Annotated in this window: 21 protein-coding genes; 15 read left to right on the top strand and 6 right to left on the bottom strand. The window is 72.2% G+C overall.

The window, feature by feature from the left end; genetic code table 11:
- The first annotated feature begins 97 nt into the window (after nucleotides 1–97).
- The 3 genes from WMF22_RS25340 (at nucleotide 98) to WMF22_RS25350 (ending at nucleotide 2,730) form a co-directional block, all read left to right on the top strand.
- On the top strand, nucleotides 98–1,048 hold the full coding sequence (locus WMF22_RS25340) for a hypothetical protein (protein WP_438031453.1): 951 nt from the start codon (nucleotides 98–100) through the stop codon (nucleotides 1,046–1,048).
- Between the two features lie 174 nt (nucleotides 1,049–1,222).
- Nucleotides 1,223–1,708 carry a Cys-tRNA(Pro) deacylase gene (gene ybaK, locus WMF22_RS25345; protein WP_437292574.1) on the top strand — a complete coding sequence of 162 codons (486 nt, stop codon included), beginning with the start codon at nucleotides 1,223–1,225 and terminating at the stop codon, nucleotides 1,706–1,708.
- Between the two features lie 188 nt (nucleotides 1,709–1,896).
- On the top strand, nucleotides 1,897–2,730 hold the full coding sequence (locus WMF22_RS25350) for a hypothetical protein (RefSeq protein WP_437292575.1): 834 nt from the start codon (nucleotides 1,897–1,899) through the stop codon (nucleotides 2,728–2,730).
- Here the strand turns inward: WMF22_RS25350 and WMF22_RS25355 are convergent.
- Nucleotides 2,704–3,222 carry a DUF2243 domain-containing protein gene (locus WMF22_RS25355; RefSeq protein WP_438031454.1) on the bottom strand — a complete coding sequence of 173 codons (519 nt, stop codon included), beginning with the start codon at nucleotides 3,220–3,222 and terminating at the stop codon, nucleotides 2,704–2,706. The two genes, WMF22_RS25350 and WMF22_RS25355, sit on opposite strands and share 27 nt — an antisense overlap.
- Nucleotides 3,223–3,472: 250 nt before the next feature.
- Here WMF22_RS25355 and WMF22_RS25360 point away from each other — a divergent pair, with 250 nt between their 5' ends.
- Nucleotides 3,473–4,255, top strand: a complete 783-nt coding sequence (locus tag WMF22_RS25360) for a hypothetical protein (RefSeq protein WP_438031455.1) — start codon at nucleotides 3,473–3,475, stop codon at nucleotides 4,253–4,255.
- Between the two features lie 45 nt (nucleotides 4,256–4,300).
- Here the strand turns inward: WMF22_RS25360 and WMF22_RS25365 are convergent, their stop codons facing one another.
- The 3 genes from WMF22_RS25365 to WMF22_RS25375 form a co-directional block, all read right to left on the bottom strand.
- Nucleotides 4,301–4,666 carry a hypothetical protein gene (locus WMF22_RS25365; RefSeq protein ID WP_438031456.1) on the bottom strand — a complete coding sequence of 122 codons (366 nt, stop codon included), beginning with the start codon at nucleotides 4,664–4,666 and terminating at the stop codon, nucleotides 4,301–4,303.
- Between the two features lie 101 nt (nucleotides 4,667–4,767).
- Nucleotides 4,768–6,150: an MFS transporter gene (locus WMF22_RS25370; RefSeq protein ID WP_438031457.1), complete on the bottom strand. Its 1,383-nt coding sequence runs from the start codon at nucleotides 6,148–6,150 to the stop codon at nucleotides 4,768–4,770.
- Nucleotides 6,151–6,282: 132 nt separating this feature from the next.
- The gene (locus WMF22_RS25375; protein WP_437292580.1) at nucleotides 6,283–7,071 is read right to left on the bottom strand and encodes an SDR family NAD(P)-dependent oxidoreductase; all 789 of its coding nucleotides are present in this window, start codon (nucleotides 7,069–7,071) and stop codon (nucleotides 6,283–6,285) included.
- A gap of 352 nt (nucleotides 7,072–7,423) precedes the next feature.
- Between WMF22_RS25375 and WMF22_RS25380 the strand changes: the two genes are divergently transcribed.
- Nucleotides 7,424–8,365 (top strand): hypothetical protein, encoded by a 942-nt coding sequence (locus WMF22_RS25380; RefSeq protein ID WP_437292581.1) that lies wholly within the window; start codon nucleotides 7,424–7,426, stop codon nucleotides 8,363–8,365.
- An 18-nt stretch (nucleotides 8,366–8,383) separates the two neighbouring features.
- Here the strand turns inward: WMF22_RS25380 and WMF22_RS25385 are convergent, their stop codons facing one another.
- Nucleotides 8,384–12,271 carry a serine/threonine-protein kinase gene (locus tag WMF22_RS25385; protein ID WP_437292582.1) on the bottom strand — a complete coding sequence of 1,296 codons (3,888 nt, stop codon included), beginning with the start codon at nucleotides 12,269–12,271 and terminating at the stop codon, nucleotides 8,384–8,386.
- 316 nt (nucleotides 12,272–12,587) lie between these two features.
- Here WMF22_RS25385 and WMF22_RS25390 point away from each other — a divergent pair, with 316 nt between their 5' ends.
- The 5 genes from WMF22_RS25390 (at nucleotide 12,588) to WMF22_RS25410 (ending at nucleotide 17,501) form a co-directional block, all read left to right on the top strand.
- Entirely contained in the window at nucleotides 12,588–12,854 is a 267-nt protein-coding gene (locus WMF22_RS25390) for a hypothetical protein (RefSeq protein WP_437292583.1), read from the top strand.
- 68 nt (nucleotides 12,855–12,922) lie between these two features.
- The gene (locus WMF22_RS25395; RefSeq protein ID WP_437292584.1) at nucleotides 12,923–13,747 is read left to right on the top strand and encodes an SDR family oxidoreductase; all 825 of its coding nucleotides are present in this window, start codon (nucleotides 12,923–12,925) and stop codon (nucleotides 13,745–13,747) included.
- Nucleotides 13,748–14,474: 727 nt separating this feature from the next.
- On the top strand, nucleotides 14,475–14,930 hold the full coding sequence (locus WMF22_RS25400) for a hypothetical protein (RefSeq protein WP_437292585.1): 456 nt from the start codon (nucleotides 14,475–14,477) through the stop codon (nucleotides 14,928–14,930).
- A gap of 276 nt (nucleotides 14,931–15,206) precedes the next feature.
- A complete protein-coding gene (locus WMF22_RS25405) occupies nucleotides 15,207–16,232 on the top strand; it encodes a hypothetical protein (protein ID WP_438031458.1) in 1,026 nt (341 codons plus the stop codon).
- Nucleotides 16,233–16,424: 192 nt separating this feature from the next.
- Nucleotides 16,425–17,501 (top strand): hypothetical protein, encoded by a 1,077-nt coding sequence (locus WMF22_RS25410; RefSeq protein WP_437292587.1) that lies wholly within the window; start codon nucleotides 16,425–16,427, stop codon nucleotides 17,499–17,501.
- 34 nt (nucleotides 17,502–17,535) lie between these two features.
- On the opposite strand, the gene WMF22_RS25415 is transcribed toward WMF22_RS25410, so the two are convergent.
- A complete protein-coding gene (locus WMF22_RS25415) occupies nucleotides 17,536–19,959 on the bottom strand; it encodes a substrate-binding domain-containing protein (RefSeq protein ID WP_438031459.1) in 2,424 nt (807 codons plus the stop codon).
- 501 nt (nucleotides 19,960–20,460) lie between these two features.
- Here WMF22_RS25415 and WMF22_RS25420 point away from each other — a divergent pair.
- The 5 genes from WMF22_RS25420 to WMF22_RS25440 all read left to right on the top strand — a co-directional run bounded on the left by WMF22_RS25420 (nucleotide 20,461) and on the right by WMF22_RS25440 (nucleotide 25,745).
- On the top strand, nucleotides 20,461–21,258 hold the full coding sequence (locus WMF22_RS25420) for a polyphosphate polymerase domain-containing protein (RefSeq protein ID WP_437292589.1): 798 nt from the start codon (nucleotides 20,461–20,463) through the stop codon (nucleotides 21,256–21,258).
- A complete protein-coding gene (locus WMF22_RS25425) occupies nucleotides 21,255–21,947 on the top strand; it encodes a DUF4956 domain-containing protein (RefSeq protein WP_437292590.1) in 693 nt (230 codons plus the stop codon). Before WMF22_RS25420 ends, WMF22_RS25425 begins: the two co-directional genes overlap by 4 nt.
- A 97-nt stretch (nucleotides 21,948–22,044) precedes the next feature.
- A complete protein-coding gene (locus WMF22_RS25430; protein ID WP_437292591.1) occupies nucleotides 22,045–22,431 on the top strand; it encodes a VOC family protein in 387 nt (128 codons plus the stop codon).
- 411 nt (nucleotides 22,432–22,842) lie between these two features.
- Nucleotides 22,843–23,862 carry an SUMF1/EgtB/PvdO family nonheme iron enzyme gene (locus WMF22_RS25435; RefSeq protein ID WP_438031460.1) on the top strand — a complete coding sequence of 340 codons (1,020 nt, stop codon included), beginning with the start codon at nucleotides 22,843–22,845 and terminating at the stop codon, nucleotides 23,860–23,862.
- A 458-nt stretch (nucleotides 23,863–24,320) separates the two neighbouring features.
- Nucleotides 24,321–25,745 carry an endo-1,4-beta-xylanase gene (locus WMF22_RS25440; protein ID WP_438031461.1) on the top strand — a complete coding sequence of 475 codons (1,425 nt, stop codon included), beginning with the start codon at nucleotides 24,321–24,323 and terminating at the stop codon, nucleotides 25,743–25,745.
- Nucleotide 25,746: the final 1 nt, after the last annotated feature.

The raw sequence follows: 25,746 nt of genomic DNA on the forward strand, positions 1-25,746 counted from the left end.
CCCGCAGCGCAGCGCCCGGACGCCGCTCGCAGGCGCCGCGCGCCTCGGAGCGCGGGTGCGGGCTGACTGACGGCCGCGGAGCTGCGACACTCCGCGCATGCTCCTCCACCGGCGCCCCTTCCTGGCCGTGTGCGCCGCCGCCCTCGCCCCGCGCGCCGCCCTCGCCGACCCCGCCGGCGCAGCGCCGCCCTCGCCGCCGCCCGCCGGCGCAGCGCCGCCCTCGCCGCCGCCCGCCGCTTCCCCGCCCGCCTTCGACGTCCGCGACCTCCAGGTCCCCGGCGATCGCGCGCTCGGCAGGCGGTTCACGCTGCTCGCCCCGAAGCACCTCGCCCCGGGCGAGCGCGTGCCGCTGCTCGTGCTCCTCCACGGCCTCGGCGAGACCGGCGACGAGCGCCTCGGCGCCTTCGCGTGGCTGGAGCGGTACGGCCTCGGGTCGGCCTATGAGCGGCTGCGCAGCCCGCCGGTCGGCCGCACCTCGCGCCGGAAGGACTGGACTGACGCGCGGCTCGCCGAGGTCAACGCCGCGCTCGCGGCGCGGCCGTTCCGCGGCCTCGCGATCGCGTGCCCCTTCACGCCCAACGTCCACAAGGCCCCGAACCCCTCCGCGGCGCTCGACGGCTACGCGCGCTGGCTCGCGGAGGTGGTCGTCCCCCGCGCCCGCGCCGAGGCGCCCGCGTTCGACGACGCGGCCCGCACCTCGCTCGACGGCTGCTCCCTCGGCGGCTTCATCGGGATCGAGGTGTTCCTCCGCCGGCCCGAGCTCTTCGGGGCCCTCGGCGGCGTGCAGTCCGCCATCAGCGCCCACCGCGCCCCTGCCTACGCCGACCGGCTCGCCAGGGCCGTCGCCGCGACGGGCCCGCGCGACCTCCACCTGCTCACCAGCGAGGGAGACCCGTTCCGCGACGCGAACGCCGCCCTGGCCGCGCAGCTCGCGAAGCGGTCCATCCCCCACACCCTCCGCGTCCTGCCGGGGCCGCACGACCAGCCCTGGCTCCGCGAGGCCGGCACCATCGAGATGCTCCTCTTCCACGACCGGCGCCCGCGCTGAGCCGGCGCCCCGCGCCCGGCCGCCTACCCGAGCGGCGCCTACCCGAGCAACCCCGCCTCCCGCAGGAAGGCGCCCTCGACCGCGGCGTAGTCGGCCTCGACGTCGAGGCGCGCGAGGACCGAGCAGAACCCGAACCGGAGCCGGTTCGGGTATAACATGGGCCGGCCCATTCCCATGAAGACCAACGCCGCGCGCATCCTCGACAGCCTCGGCATCCCGTACGAGCTGCGCACCTACGAGGTCGACCCGAGCGACCTGACCGCGGGCACCGTGGCCAGGAAGATCGGCCTGCCGCCAGAGCAGGTGTGGAAGACGCTGGTGGCGCGCGGCGATCGCCACGGCGTCTGCTTCGCGGTGGTGCCGGGCAACGCCCAGCTCGATCTGAAGGCGATGGCCAGGCTCACCGGCGACCGGAAGGTCGACACGGTGTCGCTGAAGGAGGTCCAGCCGCTCACCGGTTACGTGCGCGGCGGGGTCACGGCGCTGGGCGCGAAGAAGGCCTATCCCGTCTATGCAGACGAGACGATCGAGCTCTTCGAGGTCGTCTCCGTCTCGGCCGGCGTGCGCGGCACGCAGATCCTCATCGCTCCCGGCGATTATCTGCGCGCGACCAGGGCGAAGGTCGGCGCCATCGCGTCGCCTGACGGCGACGCGGATTGAACCCGTCGCCAGGCGGCGACGCGGATTGACCCGTCGCCAGGCGGCGACGCGGATTGACCCGTCGCCAGGCGGCGACGCGGATTGAACCCGTCGCCAGGCGGCGACGCGGATTGAACGCGCGCGCCGCGGGATCCGCGGTATGATGGCAGAGCTCGCCTCCGGTCCGGCGCCCGGCGGCGACGAGGACTATGACCAGAGCGGCATGCGACCTGCGCGATCCGAGCGAGCTGAGCACCGCCGAGCTGCGGCAGCGGTGCCGGGGCTGCAAGCCGTGGGAGCTCGGGCTCGGCGCGGTCCAGCTCGCCGCCTCGACGGCGGCCGGAGGCGCCGTGCTCGCGGCGGCCGGCGCCTGCATTCCGGGGCTGGTCCAGTGCATCAGCGTGGGTCCGGCGCTCGCGGCCGGGCTCGCGGTCTGGGAGTCGATCGGCGTGGCCAGGGGGTGGCTCCCGGGCGCGGCGTACCGCGATGAGCTCGCGTTCCGCGCGTGGCACGCGGGGCTCTCGCCGTGGGTCGGGCCAGGAGCGCAGCGCCGCTGGGCGAGGCGCGCGCTGGCGCGCCGGCCCGCGGCCCCCGACTGGCTGCTCGTCCTCGAGGGCATCGCGCCGGCCGGCGGAGGGCGCCGCTGGGTCAAGGTCGAGCTCTCGCTGTCCCCGTCCTCGGACGGCCCGTTCCGCTCGCAGGCCAGCGGGCACGCGCTGCTGCGCGCGGGCGGCGACGGCGCAGAAGCGCCGCACGAGCGGCGCCTCGCGATCGAGGAGCTCGACGACCTGAGGCGGGCCGTCGCCGAGCTCCCGGAGGCGCTCTCGCTGGCCCCCCCCGCCTCGCCCCGGGACCCCGCGGTGTTCAACGGCCGCTGCGAGCTGCTCATCGCCAGGAAGACGCCGTTCGCCGCGGCCCAGCTGACGAGCGCGTTTCCGTCGCTCGAGGCAGGCCCTCAGGCGCCGTCGCTGTCGCTGCTGCACCGCCTGGTCCAGCTGGCCTGGCGCGGGGGCGACTCAGGTCCGAGCCGGCGCGGCCGCTGACGCGGGCGCCTCGCGCATCAGGCGCCGGCCGACCAGCATCAGCAGGACACCGGACGCGAGGAAGGCCACGTCCCAGCCGACCTGCCCCGGACCCGGACGGACATGGTGGATCTGCAAGAGGTGATGATCGATCACCCCCTCGACCAGGTTGAACAGCCCCCAGCCCATGGCGGCGGCGCCCGGGAGCATCCGTCCGGGGAGCTCGGCTCCGCCCGCGCGCAGGGCGCTCCAGAGCTTGATGACACCTGCCACGGTGAGGCCCAATGCGACAACGCCGAACAGACCGTCGACGAAGATGTTCCGCCTCACATCGTCGATGGTCGCGCCTGGATGGCAGCTGAAGCAGATCAGATGATGCCACTGCAGGAGCTGATGAAACAGGATGCCGTCGATCAGGCCACCTGCGCCCATGCCGAAGATCACCCCCGCCGTCTTCACGGCGCGTGATGTCCTCGTGGCGGTGGTGCTCTCCAGCGGGCGGGCTGTGCTCATGAAATCCTCCTGAGCGCGCCCCCATGCGAGCGGCAAACCACAGCCGTCGGGCGGCGGAGGACGGATCGGTCGGGCCGGCGGAGCGACCGGGTCGCCGCCGTCGGACCGCGGCGCTCTCGCCGGCCACGAACCGACGGCGCCCCGACTCGATGGACTGGCCAGCTCGGACCTGGCACGGAGTTGGCACATGCCGGGGAGAGGAACCCACGTATCCGCAGAAATCGCTGAAAGGTGCCAGATGGACAATCGAATGAACCCGGAACGCGCCGCAGGAACGGCGGAGCCGGAGCACCAGGGTCCCAGGCCGGTCCCCTACACGTACCATGACGGCCGCGAGGATTACCTCCATGTCGGCCGCCGGGAGGGCGCGGAGCCGGATCAGCCCGAGGCGCTGGTCCCGCCTTCCGAGGGGGTGACTTCACCTCTCCAGGCGACGTCCCCGCCGCCCGAAGCCGCCTCGGTGGCCGCCGCGCCGATCGCCTCGCCGCCCGAGGCAACGGCGCTGCCGCCCGAGGCGACCGCCCTGCCGCCCGCGGCGACGCCCGGGTCTCCCTGGGCGACGCCTCGCGCAGCGGCGCAGCGCCCTCAGCAGGCGATCCGGATGAGCGAGATCGTCACGCGCGGGCTGCGGACCGGCGTTGTGCTGACGGCAGCGACGATGTGCACGATGATGGCAGCGTCCACCCTCAAGCGCGGCTCGCCCTGGGCCGCCATGAACGCCATGGCGGCGGCGGTCGGCCTCGGAGGGCGGCGCGCGAAGGACCGGTTCGATCCGATCGCCACGCCCGCAGGGATCGCGGCGCTCGCCGGGGGCCTGCTCGTGTGGGGCATCGGCTACGAGAAAGCGCTCGACGCGGCGGGGCGGCGCGGCGGCGCGCTCACGGGCGCGCTGTCGGCGCTCGGCGGCTTCCTGCTCGACGACCTGGTCTTGCCCAGCCGGCTCATGAAGGGCTTCCGCGACACGATGGGCGTGGCCGGCACCGTCGGCAGATACGTCGCCCTCGGCGTCGCGAGCGTCGTCGCCCCGCGGTGAGCGCGCGAGGCGCCGGCGCGAGCGCCGCCGGGGCGCCGCGCCCCGCTATCTCTGCCCGGCGGCCTTGCGCTCCTTCGCGCCCGGCTCCTCGTGCTGGGGCAACGCGCCTCTCGGCTGCACCTGCTCGGTCGCGCCGCTCTCCGGCGGCGGCTCTTCCTCGGGCGGGGCCGCCGCGCCCGCGGCCGTGGCCTCGGCGCCGGTCTCCCGCAGCTCGAGCGAGCCCGCGGGGCCGCCGCGGCCCGACTCCTCGTACGGCCCGCCGCCGAGCGAGCCCGGCGCGCGGAGCTCGGCGTCCTTGGGGTGCGGCCCGTCGAGCCGGAAGATCCCCTTCGATTGATCGACCTCGTCGAACCGCGCGTTCTTCTGCGCCTGCGCCTGCGCCTCGGACCGCTGCTTGGCCTTTTGCCCCATGATCCCCTCCCTCGCCCGGCGCGCAGTGCGTCGACCGCACACACGCCCGCCTCGACCCGCGGCGTGCATGCGAGGTGCCGGACCGCGCCGGCCCCGCCCGCTCACGCCGGCCGCGCCGCGCCCTGCGCCTCCGAGGCGGCCCCCGCCGCGACCGGCTGGGTGAGCTGCTCCGAGGGCGTCCCGGCGGCCATCTGCTGGGCGATGATCAGCTCCCGCGCCTGCTGCCGCAGCCCGGGGAGCCTGGCGGCGAACACCGCCGCCGCGGCGACGCAGCACACGCCGCCCGAGGCCACGGTCGCGGGCGCGCCGATCTTGCCCGCGAGCCAGCCGGCGAGCAGCGCGCCGAGCGGGGCCATCCCCATGAACATCATCGCGTAGACCGCCATGACGCGCCCGCGGAGCGCGTCCGGCACCATCGCCTGCACGAGCGTGTTCGACCCCGCCATCTGCACCATCATCGAGAAGCCGACGGGCACGAGCAGGAGCGCCGAGAGCCAGAACGACCGCGACAGCGCGAACAGCCCGAGCGCCACCCCGAACCCCGCGCAGGCCGCGGCGACCCAGCGGCCGAGGCCCCGGAGCCGCCTCCGGCTGGCGAGGACGAGCGCGCCGAGCAGCGCCCCGGCGCCCGACGCGCCCATCAGGATGCCGAGCCCCTGCGCCCCGCCGCGCAGGATCCGATCGGCGAAGATCGGCATCAGCACCGCGTACGGCATCGCGGTGACGCTCACGACCCCGAGCAGGAGGAGGAGCGCGCGGATGGCCCTGGTGCGCGCGACGAACCGGAAGCCCTCGGCCGTATGGGCGAACGCGGAGCCGCGCCCGGCCGCGGCCGGACGGGGCGCGACGCGCATCGCCAGGAGGCTCCCGAGCACGGCAAGGAAGCTCACCCCGTTCGCGACGAAGCACCACCCCTCGCCGATCGCGCCGACGAGGATGCCCGCCACCGCCGGGCCGAGGATCCGCGCGCCGTTGAACATCGAGGAGTTGAGCGCGATGGCGTTGGCGAGGTCCTCCCTGCCCACCATCTCGACGACGAACGCCTGCCGCGTCGGGATGTCGAACGCGTTCACGACGCCGAGGAGCACGCTGAACCCGAGGATGTGCGGGACCTGGACGTGCCCGCTCAGGGTGAGCGCGCCGAGCCCGAAGGCGAGCGCCATCGCGGCGGACTGCGTGGCGAGCAGGATGCGGTGGCGGCTCCGCCGGTCGGCCACCGTGCCGCCGATCGGGGCGAGCAGGAAGACGGGGATCTGCGTCGCGAACCCGACGGCGCCGAGCAGCAGCGACGAGCCCGTCAGCCGGTAGACGAGCCACGACTGGGCGACCGACTGCATCCAGGTGCCGACCAGCGAGACGAGCTGGCCGGCGAAGAAGAGCTGGTAGTTCCGGTGGCGGAGCGCGCGCAACAGCGACGGGGCAGAGGCCGCCGGGTGCTCACCACGACCCGCCGCGGGGGGCGGCTCCGCTTCAGGCTGACCCATGGCCGAAGTATGGGGCGCAGGAGGCTCGGGAACCGGCGATTCGGAGGATCCGAGCGCGGCGGGGTGAGGCGCGCGGCCTGCGGCCGGGCTCCGCCGCGGCGCGCTCCCCCGGGCGCAGCAGCGGCGCGCGGATCAGCCCCCGCCCGCGTAGTTGGCGGGCCACGCCGCCGAGAGGAGGCCGCCATCGACGGCGACCTCCTGGCCGGTGATGAACGAGGCCTTGTCGCTGAAGAGGAAGGTGACGAGCGCGGCCACCTCGTGGGGCCCGCCGACGCGGTTCATGGCGTGGAGCGACGCGGCGAAGGCGCGGCCCTGGGGATCGTCGAGGCGCCAGCCGGCCGTCGACATCTCCGACTCGACGACGCCGGGGCTCACCGCGTTGATGCGGATCCCCTTCTGCGCGTACTCGACCGCGGCGGTGCGCGTGAGCGCGACGAGGCCGGCCTTGGATGCAGCGTAGATCGCGAGCCCGGGGAAGAAGCGCGACGTGGCCACCGACGCGCAGTTGACGATCGAGCCCCCGCCGCTCGCGAGCATGGCTTTGAGCTGGTACTTCATGCACCAGAAGACGCCGCGGAGGTTCGTGTCCATGACCAGGTCGTAGTCGGCGTTGGACATGTCGGCGAGCGGCACCAAGAAGCCGGCTCCGGCGTTGTTGAAGCTGCAGTCGAGGCGCCCGTAGGTGGACACCGTGGCCTTCACGAGCGCCTCGACGTCGCCCTCGACCCGCATGTCGGCGGTGACCCAGGTGATCTCCCCGCCGCGATCCTTGACGGCCGCGACGAGCTCGCGCCCTTGCGCCTCGCGCCGCGCGCTCGCGACGACCTTGGCGCCCTCGGCGGCCAGCGCGACGGCCGTCGCCCTGCCGATGCCCGAGCTCGCGCCCGTGACGATGACGACCTTGTCTTTCAGAGCTCCCATGCCTCACATCCCTCGCGAAGGTGGCCGGCGCCTCCGTGACAGGCGCCGGCGCTTGTGAAATGCAGAGTGAAGGAACAACCGTCCTCGACCGTCTGGAACGCAAACTGAACGCGCAGAGCGGGCCCGTGACGATGCCAAGGGCGGGTACGAAAGGGAAGCGATTCCGGCGTTCTCCGCGTTTCAACACGACGCGCACACGACGCGCAACATGGCTCCTTGTGCCGTGGTGTCGCGCGTGCGTCGCCCTGATTGCGCCGGGCTGCGCGGATGTGGGTCACGTGACCCTTGACCGAGGTGGCGTCGGCGCGGAGCACGCGCGGCCAGGGCGGAGATGGGCTATAGGCCAGCGTCCATGAACCGACCGTACCTTATCGCCGGCGCGCTCTTCCTGGCCGGCCAGCTCTTCGCGCTCGGCTGCAGCGCCCCCAAGCCGGAGCCCGAGATCGCGTCGTCGGCCTCGCAGAGCGGCTACGCGGAGCGCTACCCGGCCGAGCTACAGGCCACGGCGACGTCGTTCGGCGAGCGCGTGGACCTCGCGAAGCGCGCTACAGAGCAGTTCGCGGGCTATCCCGACCAGCTCAAGAAGCCGGACTGGAAGCAGGTCCTCGACGTCATCGAGCAGGCGGACGCGGCGGGCCGGAGCTACGACTACGTGGAGCGCGTGCGCGCCGTCGACGGCGCGGTGGCGTTCTTCAACGACAACAAGGAGGACCTCACCCGCAAGGTGAGCGGCGCCGCGCAGTACGTCGTCAAGCAGAAGGGGTGCGACGTCGACGTCACCGGGGCCACGGCGCACGCGCTCGAGGAGGGCGTCGAGCGCCAGCTCGAGAAGTACGTCCGCGAGCGCAGCGAGGCGCACCGCCGCCTCGAGCGCTACCGCGCCTCGCTCGGCAAGGAGAACGCCGCGACGCTCGAGAAGCAGGCCGACGCCGTGAGCTTCGTGAGCTACGTCGTCCACATCGACATGGTCGAGCACAAGCTCCGGCTCCGCCGGATGCTCGAGGAGATCGAGACCATCAAGAAGTCGATCGACGAGGCGGTCCAGGCGGAGCGAGCATTCCAGTCCTCTGGCAGCCGCACCGACGAGGAGAAGAAGGCGTCGGAGGCGCGCATCGAGGAGCTCGGGCGCAGCAAGGCGATGCTCGACTCGTCCGCGACCCAGGCGAAGCAGATCGACGAGACGATGGAGGAGCGCATCGCCGCGGCCCAGAAGACCTACCGCGAGGCGATGGACCGCCTGATCGCCACCCTCCGCAAGAACGCCGGCCTGCCGGCCGAGCCCCGCGAGGGCTGAGCCCCCCGTCCGTCCCTCCTATCCCGCCCACCGCTCGGCCATCTCCAGCGTCCGCTGGTTCTCCGGGATCGTGAGGAACCGCTCCCTCCACACCGGATCGCTGATCTTCCCCGCCCTTTCCATCAACCTCTCCCTCGCCGCCGCGATCGCCGCCGCGCAGTCCGCCTCCATCCCGTTCGCCGCCAGCGCCTCCGCGTAGACGTTCCTCACCGCGGACTCCCCCTCCTCGATCGCCCCGATCGCGTTCAGCATCGAGAACGCCTCCCCCGCCGCCGACAGCGCCTCGTCGAACCTCCCCAGGCCGAGCAGCGCCCTCGCCCTCGCCGCCACCGCCGCCGCGCGCAGCGGCGGCGCGCTCTGCAGGATCTCCGCCGCCGCCCTCGCCTCCTGCTCCGCCCCCTCGAAGTCCCGCGCGAGCAGCGCGATCCGCGCGAGGTACGTCCGCGCGCTCCCCTCCGTGCGCGGATCCCCGAGCCGCTGCGACAGGGCGATCGCCTCGCGCTCGGTCCGCTCCGCCTCCTCGATCCGCCCCCGGTAGCCGAGGACGTGCCCCAGGTTGCTGAGCGTCGCGACCGCGAGATCGTGCAACCCCATCCGCTCCGCGCCCGAGAGCGCGCTGCGCAGCACCTCCTCCGCGCCCGCGAAATCCCCGAGCTCCGCGTGCATGTACCCGACGTTCATGCGGAACGCGCACGCGTTGCCCCGGTCGCCCGCGCGCTCGAACGCCGCGAGCGCCGCGGACAGCCCCGCGAGGCACGCGCTGGGATCGCCGCTCACGAGCGCCCGGGCCGACCGCGCCGCATGCAGCCGCGCCACCACCTCGACCTCCCGCTCCGCGAGATCCGTCCCGTCGCCCTCGATCGCCTCGATCAGCGCGTCCGCGAACGCGTAGCGCCCGCCGAACACGAGCAGCTGCGCCCCCTCGCCGAGGCACATGTGCTTCGCCACGAGCGCGCCCTCCGCCTCCGCCTCGGCGGCCTGCGCCGCGCTCATCCAGCGCTCCACCCGCTCGAAGCCGCCCAGCTTGCCCGCGGCCATGGCGACGTGCTTGATCGCCGAGAACCACGCCGCGGAGCCGGCGGGCAGCCGGTCCACCGCCTCGGTCCCGCGCTGCTCCGCGAGCGCGAGCTCCCCGCGCCAGACGTGCGCCTCGGCCTCCACGAGGCGCAGCGCGCCGAGCGCCTGCGCGTTCGGGCCGCACGCGACGCCGCGCTCGGCGCGCTCGATCGCCGCGGCGAGGTCCTGCGCCCGCAGCGCCTGCTCCGCCGCGCGGCAGTACGCGGCCGCGGCCCGCGACAGCTCGCCGCCGCGCTCGAAGTGCTCGCCGAGCGCCATCGCGTCCACCGCGCCCGCGCCCGCGCGCGACAGCCACTCGCCGGCGAGCCGGTGCCCGAGCCGCCGGTCGCCGTCCGTCAGCATCCCGTAGGCCGCCTCCCGCACGATCGCGTGCTGGAAGCCGTACTCCACCTCGCCGGGGAGGCTGCCCTCGCCGCGCCGGGAGATCACCTCGCGCTGCTCCAGCTCGACCAGCTTCGGCGCGACCTGCGCCCCGCCCACGAGCGCCGACACCCCGCCCTGCCAGAACGTCTGCCCGAAGACGCTCGCCGCCCGCAGCGCCCGCCGCGCCTCGATGTCGAGCGCCTCGATGCGCGCCTGCACCATCGCCACCACCGTCTCGGGCAGGTCGGCGCCCTTGCCGTCGGCCACCGCGCGGAGCTGCTCCTCCAGGTAGAACGCGTTGCCGTCGGCGCGGTCGACGATCATCGCGAGGAGCTCCGGCGCGACGTCCTCGCCGAGCACCTGGCGCACCAGCCGCTCGCTCGCGCGCCGCGGCAGCCCCGACAGCTGCACCTCGTGGACGCCGCGCCCCGCCCAGAGCTTCGGGAAGAGCTCCCGCACCTCTGGCCGGCCGAGCGCGAGCACCATCAGCCGCTGATCGCCGAGGTTGCGGAGCGCCGAGTCGACGAGCAGCACGCTCGGCAGATCGCCCCAGTGCAGGTCCTCGAGCACGAGCAGCACGGGCCTCGCCGAGCACTCGGCCCTGAGGAGCTCCTCCCAGGCGACGCGGATCTGGTCGCTCATCAGCACGGGGCTGCGCCGCGCCGCCATCAGCTGCACGCTGTCGCCGTCGGGGAACGGCACGCCGACGAGCTCCCCGAGGAACGCCGCGGTGCGCGCCGACTCGGCGTGGCCGTACCGCGCGACGCGCGCGCGGAGCTTGCGCTGCCGCGCCTCCATGGGCTCGCCCTCGAAGAGGCCGATCGCGCGCCGCAGCGCCGGGGCGAGCAGCGCGAAGGCCGAGCCGGCGCTCATCGGGTCGCCGCGCCCGATCCACACCTCCAGGTCCTCGCCGCGGTCGCGGAGCCGCCGGATCAGCTCGGAGCGCAGGCGGGATTTCCCCGCGCCCGCGGGGGCGGTCACGAGCACGGCGCTCGGCGTCGACTCCTCGACGCAGTGCGAGAACGCCGCCTCCAGCAGCGCGAGCTCGCGGTCGCGCCCGACGCAGGGCGTCGGCTTGCCGAGCAGGGGCGGCGTGGAGGCGAGCTCCTCGCGCTCGCCGTGCAGGCGGAGGCGGCCCGCGTCGCGGGTCACGTCGAACCGGGCGCCGAGCAGCCCCGCGGTCACCTCGTCCATGCAGACGGCGTCGGCGCCGGCGCCGGCGGGCGCGTGCGCGGGCGGCAGCAGGTGGACCGCGCGGTCGATGAGCTCGCCGACCGGCAGCCGCGCGGACATCTCCGCGCGGCCTGTGACGAGCGCGACCGGCACGCTGCCGAGCAGCGCGTTCAGCGCGAGCGCGCAGCGGGCGGACTGCGCCGCGAGGTCGGTCGGGGCGCCGCCGGCGGTGAGCACGATGAGCGGCGAGCGCGACTCCAGGATCTCGAGCTCGCCCTGGTAGCGCTCGGCGACGGCGATGAGCGCCTTGCTGCGCTCCAGGTCCTCCTCCTGCGAGCGCGTCGCCTCGGCGTCGCCGCTCGCGTCGCGCGCGAGCACGAGGCACATCATCTTGCGCTCGTTCGTGGTGATCTCGCCCCCGCGCAGGGTGTTCGACGGGCGGCTGCTCGCGGCGCCGGCGCCCGCGTCGTCGAGCGCCAGCAGCTCCGCCGCGACCGCGTCGCCGTCGCGGGGCCGGTCCTTCGGCGGCTTCGCGAGCATGCGCGCGACGAGGTCGTCGAGCGCCTCGGGGATGTCGCCGCGCAGCTCCCGGAGCCGCGGCGGCTCCTCGAGGATGACCTTGATGAGCACCGAGAGCCCGTCGGCGCCCTGGAACGCCGAGCGCCCGGTGAGGCACTTGAAGAGCACGCAGCCGAGCGAGAAGACGTCGGCGCGGGGGTCGATGTTCGGCTCGCTGCGGGCCTGCTCCGGCGCCATGTAGCCCGGGGTGCCGAGCATCGTCCCGGGCATGGTGAGGTGCCGGTCCATGGCGCCGAGGCGCACCACGCCGAAGTCGATGAGCGTGACCCCCTCGATCGCGCCGCCCACGAGGAGCAGGTTGCTCGGCTTGAGGTCGCGGTGGACGATGCCGGCGCGGTGCACGACGCCGAGCGTCGACGCGATGCGCGACGCGAGCGCGATGCTCTCGGCGATCGTGAGCGAGCTGCGGGTGAGCCGCTCGGTCAGCGTCTCGCCGGCGAGCCACTCCATCGCGAGGTAGGGCTGCCCCGCGTCGGTCGCGCCGTGCGCGATGTAGCGCACGATGCCCGGGTGCCGCAGCGCGGTGAGCGCCTCGAGCGCCTCGACCTCGCGCGCGAACCGGATCGCCTCCTGGAGCCCCCGACGCTGCAGGACCTTCAGCGCCACCGGCTCGTTCGTGACCAGATCGCAGGCGCGGTAGACGTCCCCCATCCCGCCCGAGCTGGCGAGGCGCTCGATCAGGAAGCGACGGTCGATGACGTCTCCCACGCGCATCTCGTCCCCGCCTTACCTGAGACCTCGCATGAGCCTGCTTACAACGGAGTAAACGAACTCGGCCCCGATCGCCAGCGGCTCCGCCCGCAGCGGCCGGACGAGGCCGCCCGCTGGCGGCCGCAAGTCCGCCCAGGCTGTGAGCTTCCCAACATCGCTGGTCGTAACGCGGGCGGCATTCCCCATGGGAAGGCGCATTTCCACCACACCGAGGCAAAACGTCCTGTTTGCGGGGCGCGTGTCACCGGGGCGCATTGCGCTCGTCACCGCGCTTCGGCCTCGATCGCCATGGCACGACCCCTGCTGAGCTGATGGGATCATGAAGGCGAAGCTCTCGAAGAAGCAAAAGAGGAAGCTCAACAAGCTCGGCCGGAGAGCCCTCCAGCCGGTGGCCGCGGCGGCGAGCCTCGCAGCGGTGTTCGCCGCCGGCCTGTACAGCGGTGAGGCGAGAAACTATCTGAGCAGCGCGAAGACCGCCGTGAGCCGGAAGGTGAGGGCGTGGGCGAGCGCGATGGGCGGTTCGAAGCTGGCCAATGGCGTATCGGGGAGAGCGAACCCCGACGTCGAGCTTTCGCAGCCGTCATGAGGCGCGCCGCCGCGGGCCTGCACGAGCGCCTCGCGCCTCGGGCGGTCCTGGGGTAGGTTCGGCCGCCGATGGACACCCGAACTTATTTCCAGGGCAAGAGCGTTCTCATCACCGGCGGTTCGAGCGGCATCGGGCTGTCGTTCGCGAGGCTCGTCGCGGGGTACGGCGCCGCGGTGACGCTGGTGGCGCGCCGCCGCGCCCTCCTCGACGAGGCCGCCGTGGGCATCCGGCGCGAGCACCCGTCCGCGCGGGTCGACGTCCTGGAGCTCGACATCAGCCGGGCGGACGACGTGGCGCGGGCGATGGAGTCGCGGCTCGCCGACCGGCCGATCGATCACCTCGTGAACAACGCGGGCGTGGTGATGCCGGGGCGCTTCCTCGAGCTGCCGATGGATCAGTTCCGGGGCATGATGGACGTGAACTTCTTTGGCGCGGTGCACCTGTGCAAGGCGGTGCTCCCTGCGATGGCGGCGCGCGGCAGCGGCCATGTGCTCAACGTCTCGTCGCTCGCGGGCGTGATCGGCATCTACGGTTACACGCCGTACGCGGCGAGCAAGTTCGCGCTGATCGGCTTCTCGCAGGCGCTGCGCGCGGAGATGTGGCCTCACGGCGTGCGGGTGAGCGTGTGCATGCCGCCCGACACCGACACTCCGCAGCTGGCGTTCGAGAACCAGTACAAGCCGGCGGAGACGAAGGCCATCGCGGGCAACGTGAAGACGCTCGAGCCGGACGCCGTGGCGCGCAGCATGGCCGACGGCATGGCGCGCGGGCGGTTCGAGATCTACCCCGACGTGGGCTCGCGGGTGAGCGCGATCGCGCAGGGGGTCGTTCCCGGGGTGGTCCGCTGGGTCTGCGACAGCGCGCAGCGGAAGGCCGGGCCTGCGGTGGGCTGAGCGCGGGAGAGCGATAGAAGGGCGGGGCTCGCCGCCTGAGGTCCTCCCCGCGCCGCGAGAGATCTGCACGCGATGGGTGACGGCGTCCGAGCGTGGGCCGTGTTGATCGAGGCCCGCGACCTCTTGCTCTCACGCGCGGCAAGGAAAGATCGAGGACCCCGAGCGCCACCGGGGCTACCTCGAGAACGTGCCCGAGGACGCGCGCATCCTCGCCTCGGCCGCTGCCTGGGAGCGAGCCGCATCTTCAGACCGCACGAGCCGCTCGCGCCGGCGGCCCCATCGACACGCGGCCTGCTTTCATCATGTCGAGCGCTGAAGGATGAGCTCGTCAAGCATCGAGCTCAACAACGCCTGACGCGCGCCATGCCCAGAGGCCGCCGGCATCGCGTAGCCGATTGTCTCGCTGTCACAGCCTGGTGAGGCACGATTGTCACCTGGGCCACACAAATCAACAACACAGCTGAATTTCTCGACAATTCCAGACACTGCCATTGAACTTACACCTGGCATCACGCGTGAATAAGCGGCGACACGAGGACGAAATGGTCTTCAGCAGAGCGCGTGAGCACCGGAGCCAATTCGAAACAGGCGCGCATCGGAGGGTGCCGAGCCGCCCGACGATACGATCGGCTGAACAGCACAGTGACAGGCAGATGACAGACCGGCGCGCCGCGCTCTGAGCAAAAATAGCAGCAAACCGAAAACCCAATTTTCGAGGACATACAAGATGAAGCCTCTCAAGTCTCGCGTTCTCTCGGGCGTTGGCGCTGCTCTCGTCGCTCTCGGCGTGTCGACCACCGCGCTGGCGAGCTATGACGTCCCGTCCGCCTCCGACTTTCCGGACTACGGCAACTTGACCGCCGCGCTCGTGGCCATCCCTGTCCTGATCACGGATGTCCTGGATCTGAATGACGAGGTCATCGACGTCGACAGCATCAAGATCGTGTACCTCGATGACATCCTCACGGGCGACCAGCTCGTGAACGTGAACAAGACGCTGAACAACCTCATCGTGAACCTCCAGATCCTCAACCTGCAAAACGTGCTGGAGGATGTCGACGTCGCCAACGGGATCAAGGTCGGCGACGTCCTCAGCAACAACGACGTCGACGTCAGCGATGTCGTCGCGGTCAAGGTGTTCGACGTCGACGGCGTCAAGAAGCTGCTGGTGTTCGTCAAGTAGGGCTGCCCGCTCGCCCCACCTCGCGCCAGGCATCGACACGGACATCGTAAAGCATCGCCGGGCTATCAGCCCTCGATCCCGGCAAGAGATCTGGCGCGCTCCGCCACAGCGCACCGAGCTCGCGCCTGGCCAGCCCTCATCGCCTGCCCCCCCGGCATCCCGGCGGCTTCCGGGGCTTCCACCGACAGCCTCCTTCTGGTACGTGGGGCCGTCGCCCGGGGCCCTCGCTCCGGAGCGGCCCTTCAGACCGAGGCTCGGCCAAGGAGATCCGCACCCGTGTTAAGGAACACACGCCGCGTCGCCGCGCTCCCGCTGTGCATCGCCCTGCTGGCCGGCGCGGCGGAGGGTCGCGCCGAGGCCCCTCCGGAGGCGGTCGCCCGGCTCATGGCGCAGGCGAACGCGGCCGCTCGCGAGGATCGGCTCGCCGACTCGCGCGACCTGTGGATGGCGGTCTGGCGGCTGGAGCGCGCCCAGGTCGCCGCGTGCAACATCGGGGCGCTGTCGCTCCGGCTCGGCGACGCGCCGGCCGCCGTGCGCTGGCTGTCGCTATGCCAGGAGATCATGCGCGCGCCCAGGACGCCCGCGGAGCGCGCGCTCGTCGCGTCGCGGCTCAGCGACCTGGCCCGCGCGCGGCAGCTCGCCGGCGAGCTCCACGTGATCGCCCCCGCGGGCTCGAAGATCACGATCGACGGCGCGCCCGCCGAGCTCGAGGGCGACAAGCCCATCCCCGTCGCCCCCGGCCACCACGTGGTGCGCGCCGTGCTGGACGGCAACGTCGCGACGGCCGATATCGACGTGCCGCGCGGCGAGGCGCGGGAAGTCGTGCTCACGTTCGCTGCCCGGCCCGCCGGCGTCCCTGCGCCGCTCCCAGGCCCCTCGGCCGCGCCCGCAGGCGCGCCGGCGCCGCCCCCCGGCCCCCGTGTCTCCCCCCTCGCTCCCCTCGCTCCGCCGCCTCCCCGGCCCGGGCCGCGGCCGGAGCTCGTCGCCGGGGGCTTCGGGCTCTCCGCCACCCTGGCGGCGATCGGCGGCGTGATGCTCGTCGGCGCGGAGAAGAAGGACGACGCGGGCGACACCGCTGCGCTCTCCGCAGGGCCGAACCGTTGCTTCCGGCTGACCCGGCCGATTTGCCAGCAGTCGGCGTCGGCCTACGACGACGCGATCGCTTACCGGGGCGTGGGCCTCGCCGGCCTCATCGCGGGAGGGGCCGTCCTGGCCGCCACGCTCGGTTACACGTTCTATCCGCGCGGGCCGGCAGAGATCACGGTGTCAGCCAAGGGGCTTACGTTGACGAGCACGTTTTGATGTGCGCTTCGAACTTGCGCCTGCTCTGAGCGAAGGCCGCTTCGCACGCTGCGCGATCTTGCGAAAACTTGCGTGACGGCGGCCGCCTGACCGCGGCATACTGCGCCCCGAGACGACCTGGCAAACGACACCTCGGCGGATTGGGGCCGCCTGGGTGCCGGCGCCACAGCCTCGTGCCGGAGGACTGGACGCATGGGTAGACCCATCGCGCGTTGTGCTGCTGCTCTGCTCTTTCTCATCACCTCGGCGACCTTCTTTGCCTGCGGCGATGGGCCCTACGTGGGTGGAAGGTGCGCGACGACGGACCACTGCCAGTCGGACCAGCAGAATGTGCCGGGCACGATCTGCGTCAACGAGCACTGCGAGTGTGGCGAGCCGGGGAAGGTCATCTGCTGCGCGCGCGATGACGACACGCCGAACTGCTTCGAGGAGTGCCGGACCTGCGACGAGTGCGCCGAGGGCACGGAGGAGTGCTCGGGCTCGGGGGTGCCGGTTCCGCCGGGGGGCTGCGAGGACGACGCGGACTGCGCGGGCCCGCCGGACCCGCGGTGCGGCGTGGGAAGGTGCGTGGACGGCGCGTGCGTCGTGGAGATCGAGCGGGGCCCGATCGCCTCGCAGATCCGCGGCGACTGCAAGGTCGAGGAGTGCACGGCCGACGGCCGCGTGGTCAGCGTGGCGGCCGTCGACCCTTACGACGACGGCAACCAGTGCACCCTCGACGCCTGCGACATCGACGAGCCGCGACATCTCCTGTTGGATGGTGTCGCATGTCCCGCCTCGGGGGCCGGACGATGCCATGAGGGCGCGTGCGTGCAGTGCGTGGACACAGACCCGACGCCGCTGTGCCCTGGCGGGCTCGCGTGTGATGGTGTCTGGTGCGTGCCGGAGCACTGCGTGAACGGCGCACGAGATGAGGGGCTCCGCGAGACAGGATTGGACTGCGGCGGTTCATGCCGTCCCTGCCCATCGGGCGAGCGCTGCGAGGCCGCCACGGACTGTGAGAGCGGCGTGTGCACGAACGGAAGCTGCATGATCCCGACGTGCAGCGATGGCGTGAAGAACGGCCGTGAGGCCGGCGTCGACTGCGGCAAGCAATATTGCCCGCGCTGCCCGCCAGGCGGGGGCTGCGAGACCGGCGCAGACTGCCTGAGCCGCGTGTGCTGGAGCGGCGTCTGCGAGGAGCCCACATGCACCGACGGCGTGAAGAACGGCGACGAGGCCGGCGTCGACTGCGGCGGCGCGGCTTGCGCCGCGGCGTGCCCCGGGTGATCGCGCCGCGGGCAGGAGAGTAGCCGCCGCGCGGTCAGCCGCGCTTCGCCTCGCGGCGGCGCACCCTCGAGAGCGCATGGCGGAAGCCGCTCGCCAGGTTGGCGTGCGTCACCATGGAGCCGACGTCCAGGCCTTGCCGGACCATCATCTGCGCGGCCTCCGGCCGGATGCCGACGAGCACCGCCTCGGCGCCGAGCAGCGCGGCCGCCTGCGCCGCCTCGACGAGCCGGGACGCCGCCGTCGCGTCGACGAACGCCATGCCGGTGACGTCGATCAGCACGACGTGCGCGCGCGTCGCGTCGATCTCGCGGAGCATCGACGCGATGAAGTCGCTGGAGCGCTGGGCATCCATGACGCCCACGACGGGCATCACGAGGATGCCGTCCGCGATGGGCACCACGGGGCTCGAGAGCTCGCGGATCGTCTGGAGCATCGCCGCTTGCTGCAGGTTCGCGCGCTCGAGCTCCTCGCTCCGCGCGGAGGCGCGGCGGAGCAGGCGGGCGTTCTCGACGCCGATCGCCACCGTGCCGGCGACGCGGACCAGGAACGCCACGTCGCACGCGCCGCACGCCTCCCTGCGAGCGCTGCTCAGGACGAGGGCGCCGAGGACGTCGCCGCGGCCTTGCAGCGGCACCGCGATGGCCGTGCGCGCGCCGTCGTGCGCGGCAGGCAGGGCGGCGTCCACGCCCTCCTCGGCGGGGTCGATCACGACCGGGCGGCCCGCCGCGATCGCGCGGCGCACGAGCGAGCGCGCCGGGATCGAGACCTGGTCCTCGACCACGGAGCTCGAGGGGGGCGGGAGCCCGATCATCATGACCTCGATCGCAGGGGTGACGGGCGCGATCCGACCGCCGTTCCCGGCCGCGGCCCGGCGGGCGGCCTCGAGAGAGAGGTAATCGCTCAGCGTCGTGGACCACGGCGTCTGCTCGAGGGTGACGCAGTCGACGCGGGTGTGGAGGACGCGGGAAGGCGGCAGCTCGGCGAGGGTCGGCCCGACGCCGCGCGTGATCATCCGGTGGATCGTCTCGATGGCGCGGAAGCCCATGTCGTCCTCGCGCTGGACGATCGTCGCGTGGATCGCCCCCTGCCGGAGCAGGGCGACCGTACGGGCGACGAGATCGAAGCCGACGACCTTGAGATCTCCGGCCCTGCCGAGGGCTCGCGCCGCGCGGCCCCAGGACGGCCCGTTGTCCGCCGCGGCGCCGAAGGCGCCCGCGACGTCGGGCCGCCCCTCCAGCGCCACCGTGGCGAGCCTCGTCCCGGTCTCCTGATCCCAGTCGCACGGGATCGTCGGCAGCACCGTCAGGTTCGATCCGAGCGCCGCCGCCCAGAAGCCATCGACGCGCTCGCGGATGTTCAGCGCGAGCCCCACGGCGCCGAGGGACGCGACGACGCCGCCGCCCGGGAGCAGCCGCTTCATCACCTCGGCCGCCAACCTGCCCGACGCCACGTTGTCCGTCCCGATGTAGAGCGGCGCCCGGCTGCCCGGGAGCGGGGGCGTGTCGATCACGACGACCGGGATGTCCCTCTCGGCCGCCCGCCGGAACGCGTCCTCCGCGCTCTCGGGGTTGCTGGGCGCAACGATGATGCCGGACATGCGCCGGTCGATCGCCTCATCGAGCAGGGCGCGCTGAGAGCCGTCGCCTTCGCCGCCGTGGCCGGTCCGCCAGTCGATGGAGACGCCGAGGGGCCGCGCGGCGCTGTCCGCGCCGGCGCGGACGTTCTGGAAGTAGGTCGTCGGCTCCGACGCCGGAGCCCGGTAGACGCGGGCGCAGAGGTCGCCCCGCGCGAGCCCGGGGCCGTCCCCGACGCGGTCCTCCTCGAGCAGCCAGATCTCCACCGTGTCCCAGCTCGGATCGAGCTGCACGCTCTTGATGCCGTGCGCGATGGTCTCGATGAGGTCGTGCAGCGCGAGCGTCGTGCCCACCGCGTGGAGCAGCCGCTCGAACAGGCGGATCTCCTGCGCCGCGCTCGCCTTGTCGTCATAGAGCCTGTGCCGCTCCAGCGCATCTCCGGCCGTGCCCGCGAGGACCTCGATCGTGGCGCGGCGCTCCTCGCCCGGAGACTCCATGGTGGCCAGCTCGATGGCGAGATAGCCGGCCGGCTCGCCGCACAGCTGGATGGGCGCGACCAGCACCCCGGCGCCTTCGGGGACGCCGCAGCCCGCCTCGAGCGCGAAAGGCAGGTACGTCCGGTACCACGCCCGCGCATCGACGATGCGGCTCGCGTGCGCGCCGTCGGAGGGCGCCGCCGCGCCGGGCGCGCCCCCCTCGACCTCCGCGCCGACCGGAACGCGCGAGGAGACCCCAGGCACCGCGTCGAACCCGACAAGCGCTCGGGCCACGAGGCGGTCGCCCTCGCGCAGCAGCAGGCTCCCGCGCGGCGCGTGCGGCACGACGGCCATGGCCCGCCGCACGATCTGCTGGAGGACGGCGAGGAGGTCGGGTACCTGACGCATGCGGATCGTTCGACGATCTCGCCTGGATCCAGGCGGCCTTCAACAACTTCGCGCGTGATCGATCGATCGGGTCAATCGGGGATCGGAAGCGGCTGCGCGGCCGAGAGGCGGCGCACCTCGCGAGGAGCCGCTCACGACATCGACTCATGACGGTGCGATCACGAGCTGGGCGCTCGTGGCACAAACAGGCAGCGACCTCCGCTCGCGCGCGGCGCGGGCCGATGCCGGGGAGCGCGCCGGCCCGCGTCACCCCGGCAGCCGAAGGCCCCCGCTGGCGCCGACCCCGAGCCCTGTCGGCCCACGGCAAGGAGCAGCGCCGGCGCGGGCCCCGAGCCGCGCCGGGCGCTCCCCCCGCGGCGCAGCCGCAGGCGCGCAGGTTGCAGGGAAAGCGCAAAGATCTCGGGAAGCGGTCATGGATTCCGCTTGCGGACGCCGGCGAAATTTGTGTCATTATTGCGCGGTTACCGTAACAACTTTGCGACGCGCAGCTGCGCGGCGCGCTTGCCCTTGACGACCGAGGAGGCGAGAGTCCTGGACGTCATCGAACGATACGAGTTCAAATACCTGGTACCGGAGCGTCTGGTCCCGGCGATCCGGGCCACCGCCTGCGCGATCGGCCGGCTGGACCGGTACGCCGGCCCGGGCGGCGTGTACCGCATCCGGTCGCTCTACCTCGACACCCGCGGGTTCGACCTCTACTGGGCCAACGCCCGCGAGCAGCGCGACCGCTTCAAGCTGCGGGTGCGCACCTATCCCGGGAAGACCAGCCCGGCCTTCCTGGAGGTCAAGCGGCGCGTCCAGGATGTGATCATCAAGTCGCGCGCGGCGGTGCCAGCGAGCGAGTGGCGCGATCTGCTCGCGCCCGGCCGCCCCCCCTCGCTCGATCGGCTCGCGCCGAACGCGCGGAAGGGCGCGGAGAAGTTCATCGGCGCGTTCCACCGCCACGACCTCAGGCCGATGCTCCTTGTCGACTATGAGCGCGAGGCGTACGAGAGCACCCTCGACAGCTACGCGCGCCTGACGTTCGACCGGAAGATCGTCTGTCAGCGCAGGGAGACGCTGGATCTCGACGCCACCGACGGGGGGTGGCGCCCGGTCGATCACCCCGTCCAGACGCAGACGCCGGAGCCCGTCTGCGTCCTCGAGCTCAAGTTCGAGCGCAGGCCGCCTGCGTGGATGGTGGCGCTCGTGCGGCGCCTCGACCTCGTCCGGCACTCGTTCTCCAAGTACTGCTACAGCGTCACCGCGCAGCTGATGCTCCCGGAGGTGCGGGCGGCCCGGGTCGCAGGGTGGCAATGATGGACTGGCTTGCAGCGCTCTCGCACGGCGAGGCCGTCGAGTGGCGCGACGCGCTCGTCGCCCTGCTCGTCGCCTTCGGGCTCACGCAGGGCATCGCCGGCGTCTACATGCTCACGTTCCGCGGCCTCTCGTACTCCCGGACGGTCGTCCAGAGCATGGCGCTCGGCAGCATCATCACGTGCACGCTCATGCTCGCCGTCGGCAACAACATCGCGGCCGGCATCGGGATCGCGGGGGGTGTCTCCGCGATCCGGTTCCGCACCACGATGCGCGACCCGCGCGACGTCGTGTTCGTCTTCGCGTCGCTCACCATCGGCATGGCGAGCGGCGCGCGGGCCTACGGCGCGGCGATCGCGGGGGCGGCGATGTTCGGCGTCGCGACGCTCTTGCTCCACGTCACCGGCTACGGGTCGCGCCGGCAGCCGGACGGGCTGCTCCGGTTCGTGGCGCCGGCCGGCCAGGCCGGCGCGGAGATCTCCGGCCCGATCGCGGGCATCCTCCGCGAGCACTGCGGCACCTTCTCGCTCGTGACCCTGCGCGAGGCGGCGCAGGGCACGGTCATGGAGCACGCCTACCAGATCCGCGTTCGCCACCCCGACATGCGGGCCGGCCTCGTGACGAGCCTGCAGGCGTTGCCCGGCGTGGCGGACGTGAGCCTGATGCTCCAGGAGCCGACGCTGGACCTCTGACCACGGCGACGCACCCCATCGACTGGTGCGTGGGCAGCAATCTCACCTGGGCGCATCGGGTCGCGGCCGCAGCGTGGTGGCCGTGCTAGCAGAGCGCATGCACAAGAGTCGCCTGGCTGGGTTCATCATCGACTGCCGGACCGATGATCTCGATGGCGCCGCCCGCTTCTGGAGCGCGGCCCTGGGCATGCGATCGCGCGGCCAGGATGGCGAGGCCTACGTCCGCCTGGACGCGTCTGCGCGCGATCTTTCGGTCGAGGTGCAGAGCGTGAAGCACGGGAGCCGCGTTCACCTCGACATCGAGACCGACGACGTCGAAGCCGAGGTGCGCCGCCTCGAGCGGCTCGGCGCCAAGCGGATCACGCAGGCCTCGACGTGGTGGGTGCTCGAGGCGCCGACCGGCCAGCGCTTCTGCGTGGTGAAGACCCATCATCCGGACGCGCACGGCTTCTCCACGTGGGACGACGAGGGGAACCCCGCGTAGACGCGGCGGCCCTGGCCTCGACGCCCGCAACGGGCACCTCATTACCTCGTGGTATTCACCATAACGTAGCTTAGCCCCATCCATCGAGCGGACTCCCGCGGAGCGCCCACGGCGGCCGGCGACCAGCCAGCCGCGCAAGAGGACGCAGGGCGCGCAGTTCGCGCGCTGGCCGATGTGCCCGGGGTGGCCGCGCTGGCCGGCCATCCTGGACCACCGGGCGGCCACGCCACGGGACAAAGCCACGGCCAACAGCCCTGTAGCCCGGCTTTCCGGGGTGCGGAGGCAGGCCGAGATTTTGCAGTGCCTCCGGATGGCTCCCGACGCTCGCGAGAAATCGAGGCGAGCCCGGGTCAGCATCAATTTTGGCCCACGTCTGTAGGCTGATGTAGCCAAACGTGGGAAGAGGTCAACGTGCGTATCCTGGGTTTCACGGTACTGACACTGCTCGGCGTTGCGACCTTGAGCTGCTCCGGTCCCTCGGACAGCGGCGGGAGCGGGGGCGGAGGTGGAGGCGACGCCCGGCACGCCGAGATTCCCGAGCAGTCGGCGGAGATGTCCGACCCGCTGCCGGTCGAGACGCCGGCGACGGAGGCGGAGATGACGGACCCGCTGCCGGCCGAGCCCCCGGCCGCGGAGAACGACGAGCCGCTGGACCAGCCGGCGATGATCGAGGTGCCGATCGCGCTGCCCGGCTCGACCCAGGGCTGCCCCGACGGGATGGTGCGGGTGGAGGGCGAGTATTGCAGCGCCGTGGTGCAGGAGTGCCTCGAGTACCATCCCGAATGGACAAAGCGCCACGGCGAGCCGGGGGTTGCCGCCCGATGCTTGCGATTCCGCGAGCCGTCGCGGTGCGTCGCCGAGAAGACCGAGCACCTCTCGTTCTGCATGGACCGGTACGAATACCCGAATGTCCCGGGCGCGCTGCCGCGCACGCTGACCTCGTGGGAGCAAGCCGCAGGGCTCTGCGCGGCCGAGGGCAAGCGGCTCTGCACCGAGGCCGAGTTCAATTTCGCCTGCGAAGGCCCCGAATCGCTGCCTTACGTCTACGGCTACGAGCGGAACGCCGAGACGTGCAATCAGGACCGAGACTACCGCTTTCCAGACCACTCGCAGCGGCTGCTCCACTACGCAGCGTGCCAGCAGAACGCGCGATGCGCCGCCGAGCTCGCGCGCCTGGACGGCCGCGAGCCGGCCGGCGGGCGCGCGGAGTGCGCCTCGTGGGCGGGCGTCTTCGACCTGAACGGCAACGTCAACGAGTGGGTGGTGCGCACCGATCAGAAGGCCCCTTACCGCAGCGGGCTCAAGGGCGGATGGTGGGGTCCGATCCGGAGCCAGTGCCGCCCGATGACGACCTTTCACAAGGAAGACGACTACGGCTACGAGGTCGGCTTCCGCTGCTGCGCGGACGCCGAGACACACCCCGCGGGGTGAGCGCGGCCCGCGGGCCACACATCCGCCCGGGCTTCTGACCTCGCGCCCGCAGGCCGCGGGAGCAACGGTATCCCCCTGAGCGCACAGCTCGGCCATCGAATCCTCGTCGCAGCTTCAGGAGGGCGGACGGCACGCACGTCGTTCCGTCGCGGCCCAGTGAATGCAACGTGACTGTATCAGGAAACCGATCGCGCGGAGCGCTTGACATCGGTTCCCAGTTGCATGCTTAAGTCATATGCCATGCTCGGCATCGCCTCGCGCCGCGCATGGCATGTGTAAACCTTGCTTCGACAGTCACGGTGTGATCGTGCAACGGCCGTTGTCGATCGCGTATCGCTCCGGCCGCAATCTTACAAATTCGACCCGATGGGCGGCAGGGCTCGCAGGCGCAACTCTATTTTACTTATTCGCTTTGAGCACAACCCTGCGGCTCGGCCGGCCGGATCATGGAGGACCTTATGCATATCAATCGCTTACTTGGCACTGTCTCCTTTTCGTTCGCGTGCTGCCTGGTCGCCTGCGCCATGGAGCCTGCTGACCTGGAGGACAGCGACGCCCTCGAGTCGGGGTTGAGCAGCCCGGACAACACGATGAAGGCCGAGCTCGCGTTCCAGTCGCAATGGACCGGCGGGTACTGCGCGAACGTGACGGTGACGAACACGAGCAACGGCCCGGCCACGTCCTGGGGTCTGGTCGTCGGGCTCAACGGCGCCACGGTGACCAGCCTGTGGAACGCGCGCTACACGACGTCCGGCGGGCAGATGAACGTCACCAACGAGAGCTACAACGGTTCGGTCGCTGCAGGCCGTTCGACGTCATGGGGGTTCTGCGCGAGCGGCACCGGGAGCCCCACGATCGTCTCGGTCAAGGGCAATGGAGGCTCGAGCACCAGCACGAGCGCTTCCTCATCGAGCAGCAGCAGCTCGAGCTCCTCGGCGAGCAGCGGCGGGGGCGGTTCAGGCGGCTCCGGTGGCGGGGGCGGTTCAGGCGGCTCCGGCGGCTCCGGAGGCGGCACCCCGACCGGAGCGAAGTTCGTGGGCAACATCACGACGAATGGCGCCGTGCGCACCGGCTTCGCGAACTACTGGAACCAGATCACGCCCGAGAACGAGGGCAAGTGGGGCTCCGTCGAGAGGACGCGCGGCCAGAAAGACTGGAGGCAGCTCGACGCGATCTACAAGTACGCGAAGGACAACGGCATCCCGTTCAAGCAGCACACCTTCGTGTGGGGCAGCCAGCAGCCGGACTGGCTCGCGGGCCTCTCCGGGTCGGACCAGCAGGCGGCCGTGAGGGACTGGATGCGGTCGTTCTGCACGCGCTACCCCGACACCAAGTACATCGACGTCGTCAACGAGCCGCCGCCCCACACGACGCCCTCTTACAAGAACGGCATCGGCGGCGACGGCGCCAGCGGCTATGACTGGATCGTCAACTCCTTCAAGTGGGCTCGCGAGTTCTGCCCGAACGCGAAGCTGATCCTCAACGACTACAACAACATCGAGTACGAGGGTGATCACCAGAACTTCATGCGGATCGCGAGGGCGGTGATCAACGCGGGCGCCCCCGTCGACGCGCTCGGCGCGCAGGCCCACGACGCATACAAGCTCAACACCAACACGGTGAAAGGGTACATCGACAAGCTCGCGTCGCTGGGCAAGCCCGTGTACATCACCGAGTACGACATCGGCATCGCGAACGACGAGGAGCAGCGCCGGGTGATGCAGGAACAGTTCACGATGTTCTGGAATCACCCGTCCGTCCCCGGCATCACGCTGTGGGGTTACATCGTAGGCTCCACCTGGAGGGCCAACACGGGCCTCCAGCAGTCGAACGGCACCATGCGGCCGGCCATGACCTGGCTGATGGACTTCCTCGACCGCTGAC

It is taken from the genome of Sorangium sp. So ce204 (genome assembly GCF_051526795.1).
Taxonomy (GTDB): domain Bacteria; phylum Myxococcota_A; class Polyangia; order Polyangiales; family Polyangiaceae; genus Sorangium; species Sorangium cellulosum_B.

Excerpts from the sequence above, each read along its gene's own strand:
- WMF22_RS25340 (WP_438031453.1), top strand. The coding sequence starts at position 98 with ATGCTCCTCCACCGGCGCCCCTTCCTGGCCGTGTGCGCCGCCGCCCTC.
- ybaK (WP_437292574.1), top strand. The coding sequence starts at position 1,223 with ATGAAGACCAACGCCGCGCGCATCCTCGACAGCCTCGGCATCCCGTAC.
- WMF22_RS25350 (WP_437292575.1), top strand. The coding sequence starts at position 1,897 with ATGACCAGAGCGGCATGCGACCTGCGCGATCCGAGCGAGCTGAGCACC.
- WMF22_RS25355 (WP_438031454.1), bottom strand. The coding sequence starts at position 3,222 with ATGAGCACAGCCCGCCCGCTGGAGAGCACCACCGCCACGAGGACATCA.
- WMF22_RS25360 (WP_438031455.1), top strand. The coding sequence starts at position 3,473 with ATGAACCCGGAACGCGCCGCAGGAACGGCGGAGCCGGAGCACCAGGGT.
- WMF22_RS25365 (WP_438031456.1), bottom strand. The coding sequence starts at position 4,666 with ATGGGGCAAAAGGCCAAGCAGCGGTCCGAGGCGCAGGCGCAGGCGCAG.
- WMF22_RS25370 (WP_438031457.1), bottom strand. The coding sequence starts at position 6,150 with ATGGGTCAGCCTGAAGCGGAGCCGCCCCCCGCGGCGGGTCGTGGTGAG.
- WMF22_RS25375 (WP_437292580.1), bottom strand. The coding sequence starts at position 7,071 with ATGGGAGCTCTGAAAGACAAGGTCGTCATCGTCACGGGCGCGAGCTCG.
- WMF22_RS25380 (WP_437292581.1), top strand. The coding sequence starts at position 7,424 with ATGAACCGACCGTACCTTATCGCCGGCGCGCTCTTCCTGGCCGGCCAG.
- WMF22_RS25385 (WP_437292582.1), bottom strand. The coding sequence starts at position 12,271 with ATGCGCGTGGGAGACGTCATCGACCGTCGCTTCCTGATCGAGCGCCTC.
- WMF22_RS25390 (WP_437292583.1), top strand. The coding sequence starts at position 12,588 with ATGAAGGCGAAGCTCTCGAAGAAGCAAAAGAGGAAGCTCAACAAGCTC.
- WMF22_RS25395 (WP_437292584.1), top strand. The coding sequence starts at position 12,923 with ATGGACACCCGAACTTATTTCCAGGGCAAGAGCGTTCTCATCACCGGC.
- WMF22_RS25400 (WP_437292585.1), top strand. The coding sequence starts at position 14,475 with ATGAAGCCTCTCAAGTCTCGCGTTCTCTCGGGCGTTGGCGCTGCTCTC.
- WMF22_RS25410 (WP_437292587.1), top strand. The coding sequence starts at position 16,425 with ATGGGTAGACCCATCGCGCGTTGTGCTGCTGCTCTGCTCTTTCTCATC.
- WMF22_RS25415 (WP_438031459.1), bottom strand. The coding sequence starts at position 19,959 with ATGCGTCAGGTACCCGACCTCCTCGCCGTCCTCCAGCAGATCGTGCGG.
- WMF22_RS25425 (WP_437292590.1), top strand. The coding sequence starts at position 21,255 with ATGATGGACTGGCTTGCAGCGCTCTCGCACGGCGAGGCCGTCGAGTGG.
- WMF22_RS25430 (WP_437292591.1), top strand. The coding sequence starts at position 22,045 with ATGCACAAGAGTCGCCTGGCTGGGTTCATCATCGACTGCCGGACCGAT.
- WMF22_RS25440 (WP_438031461.1), top strand. The coding sequence starts at position 24,321 with ATGCATATCAATCGCTTACTTGGCACTGTCTCCTTTTCGTTCGCGTGC.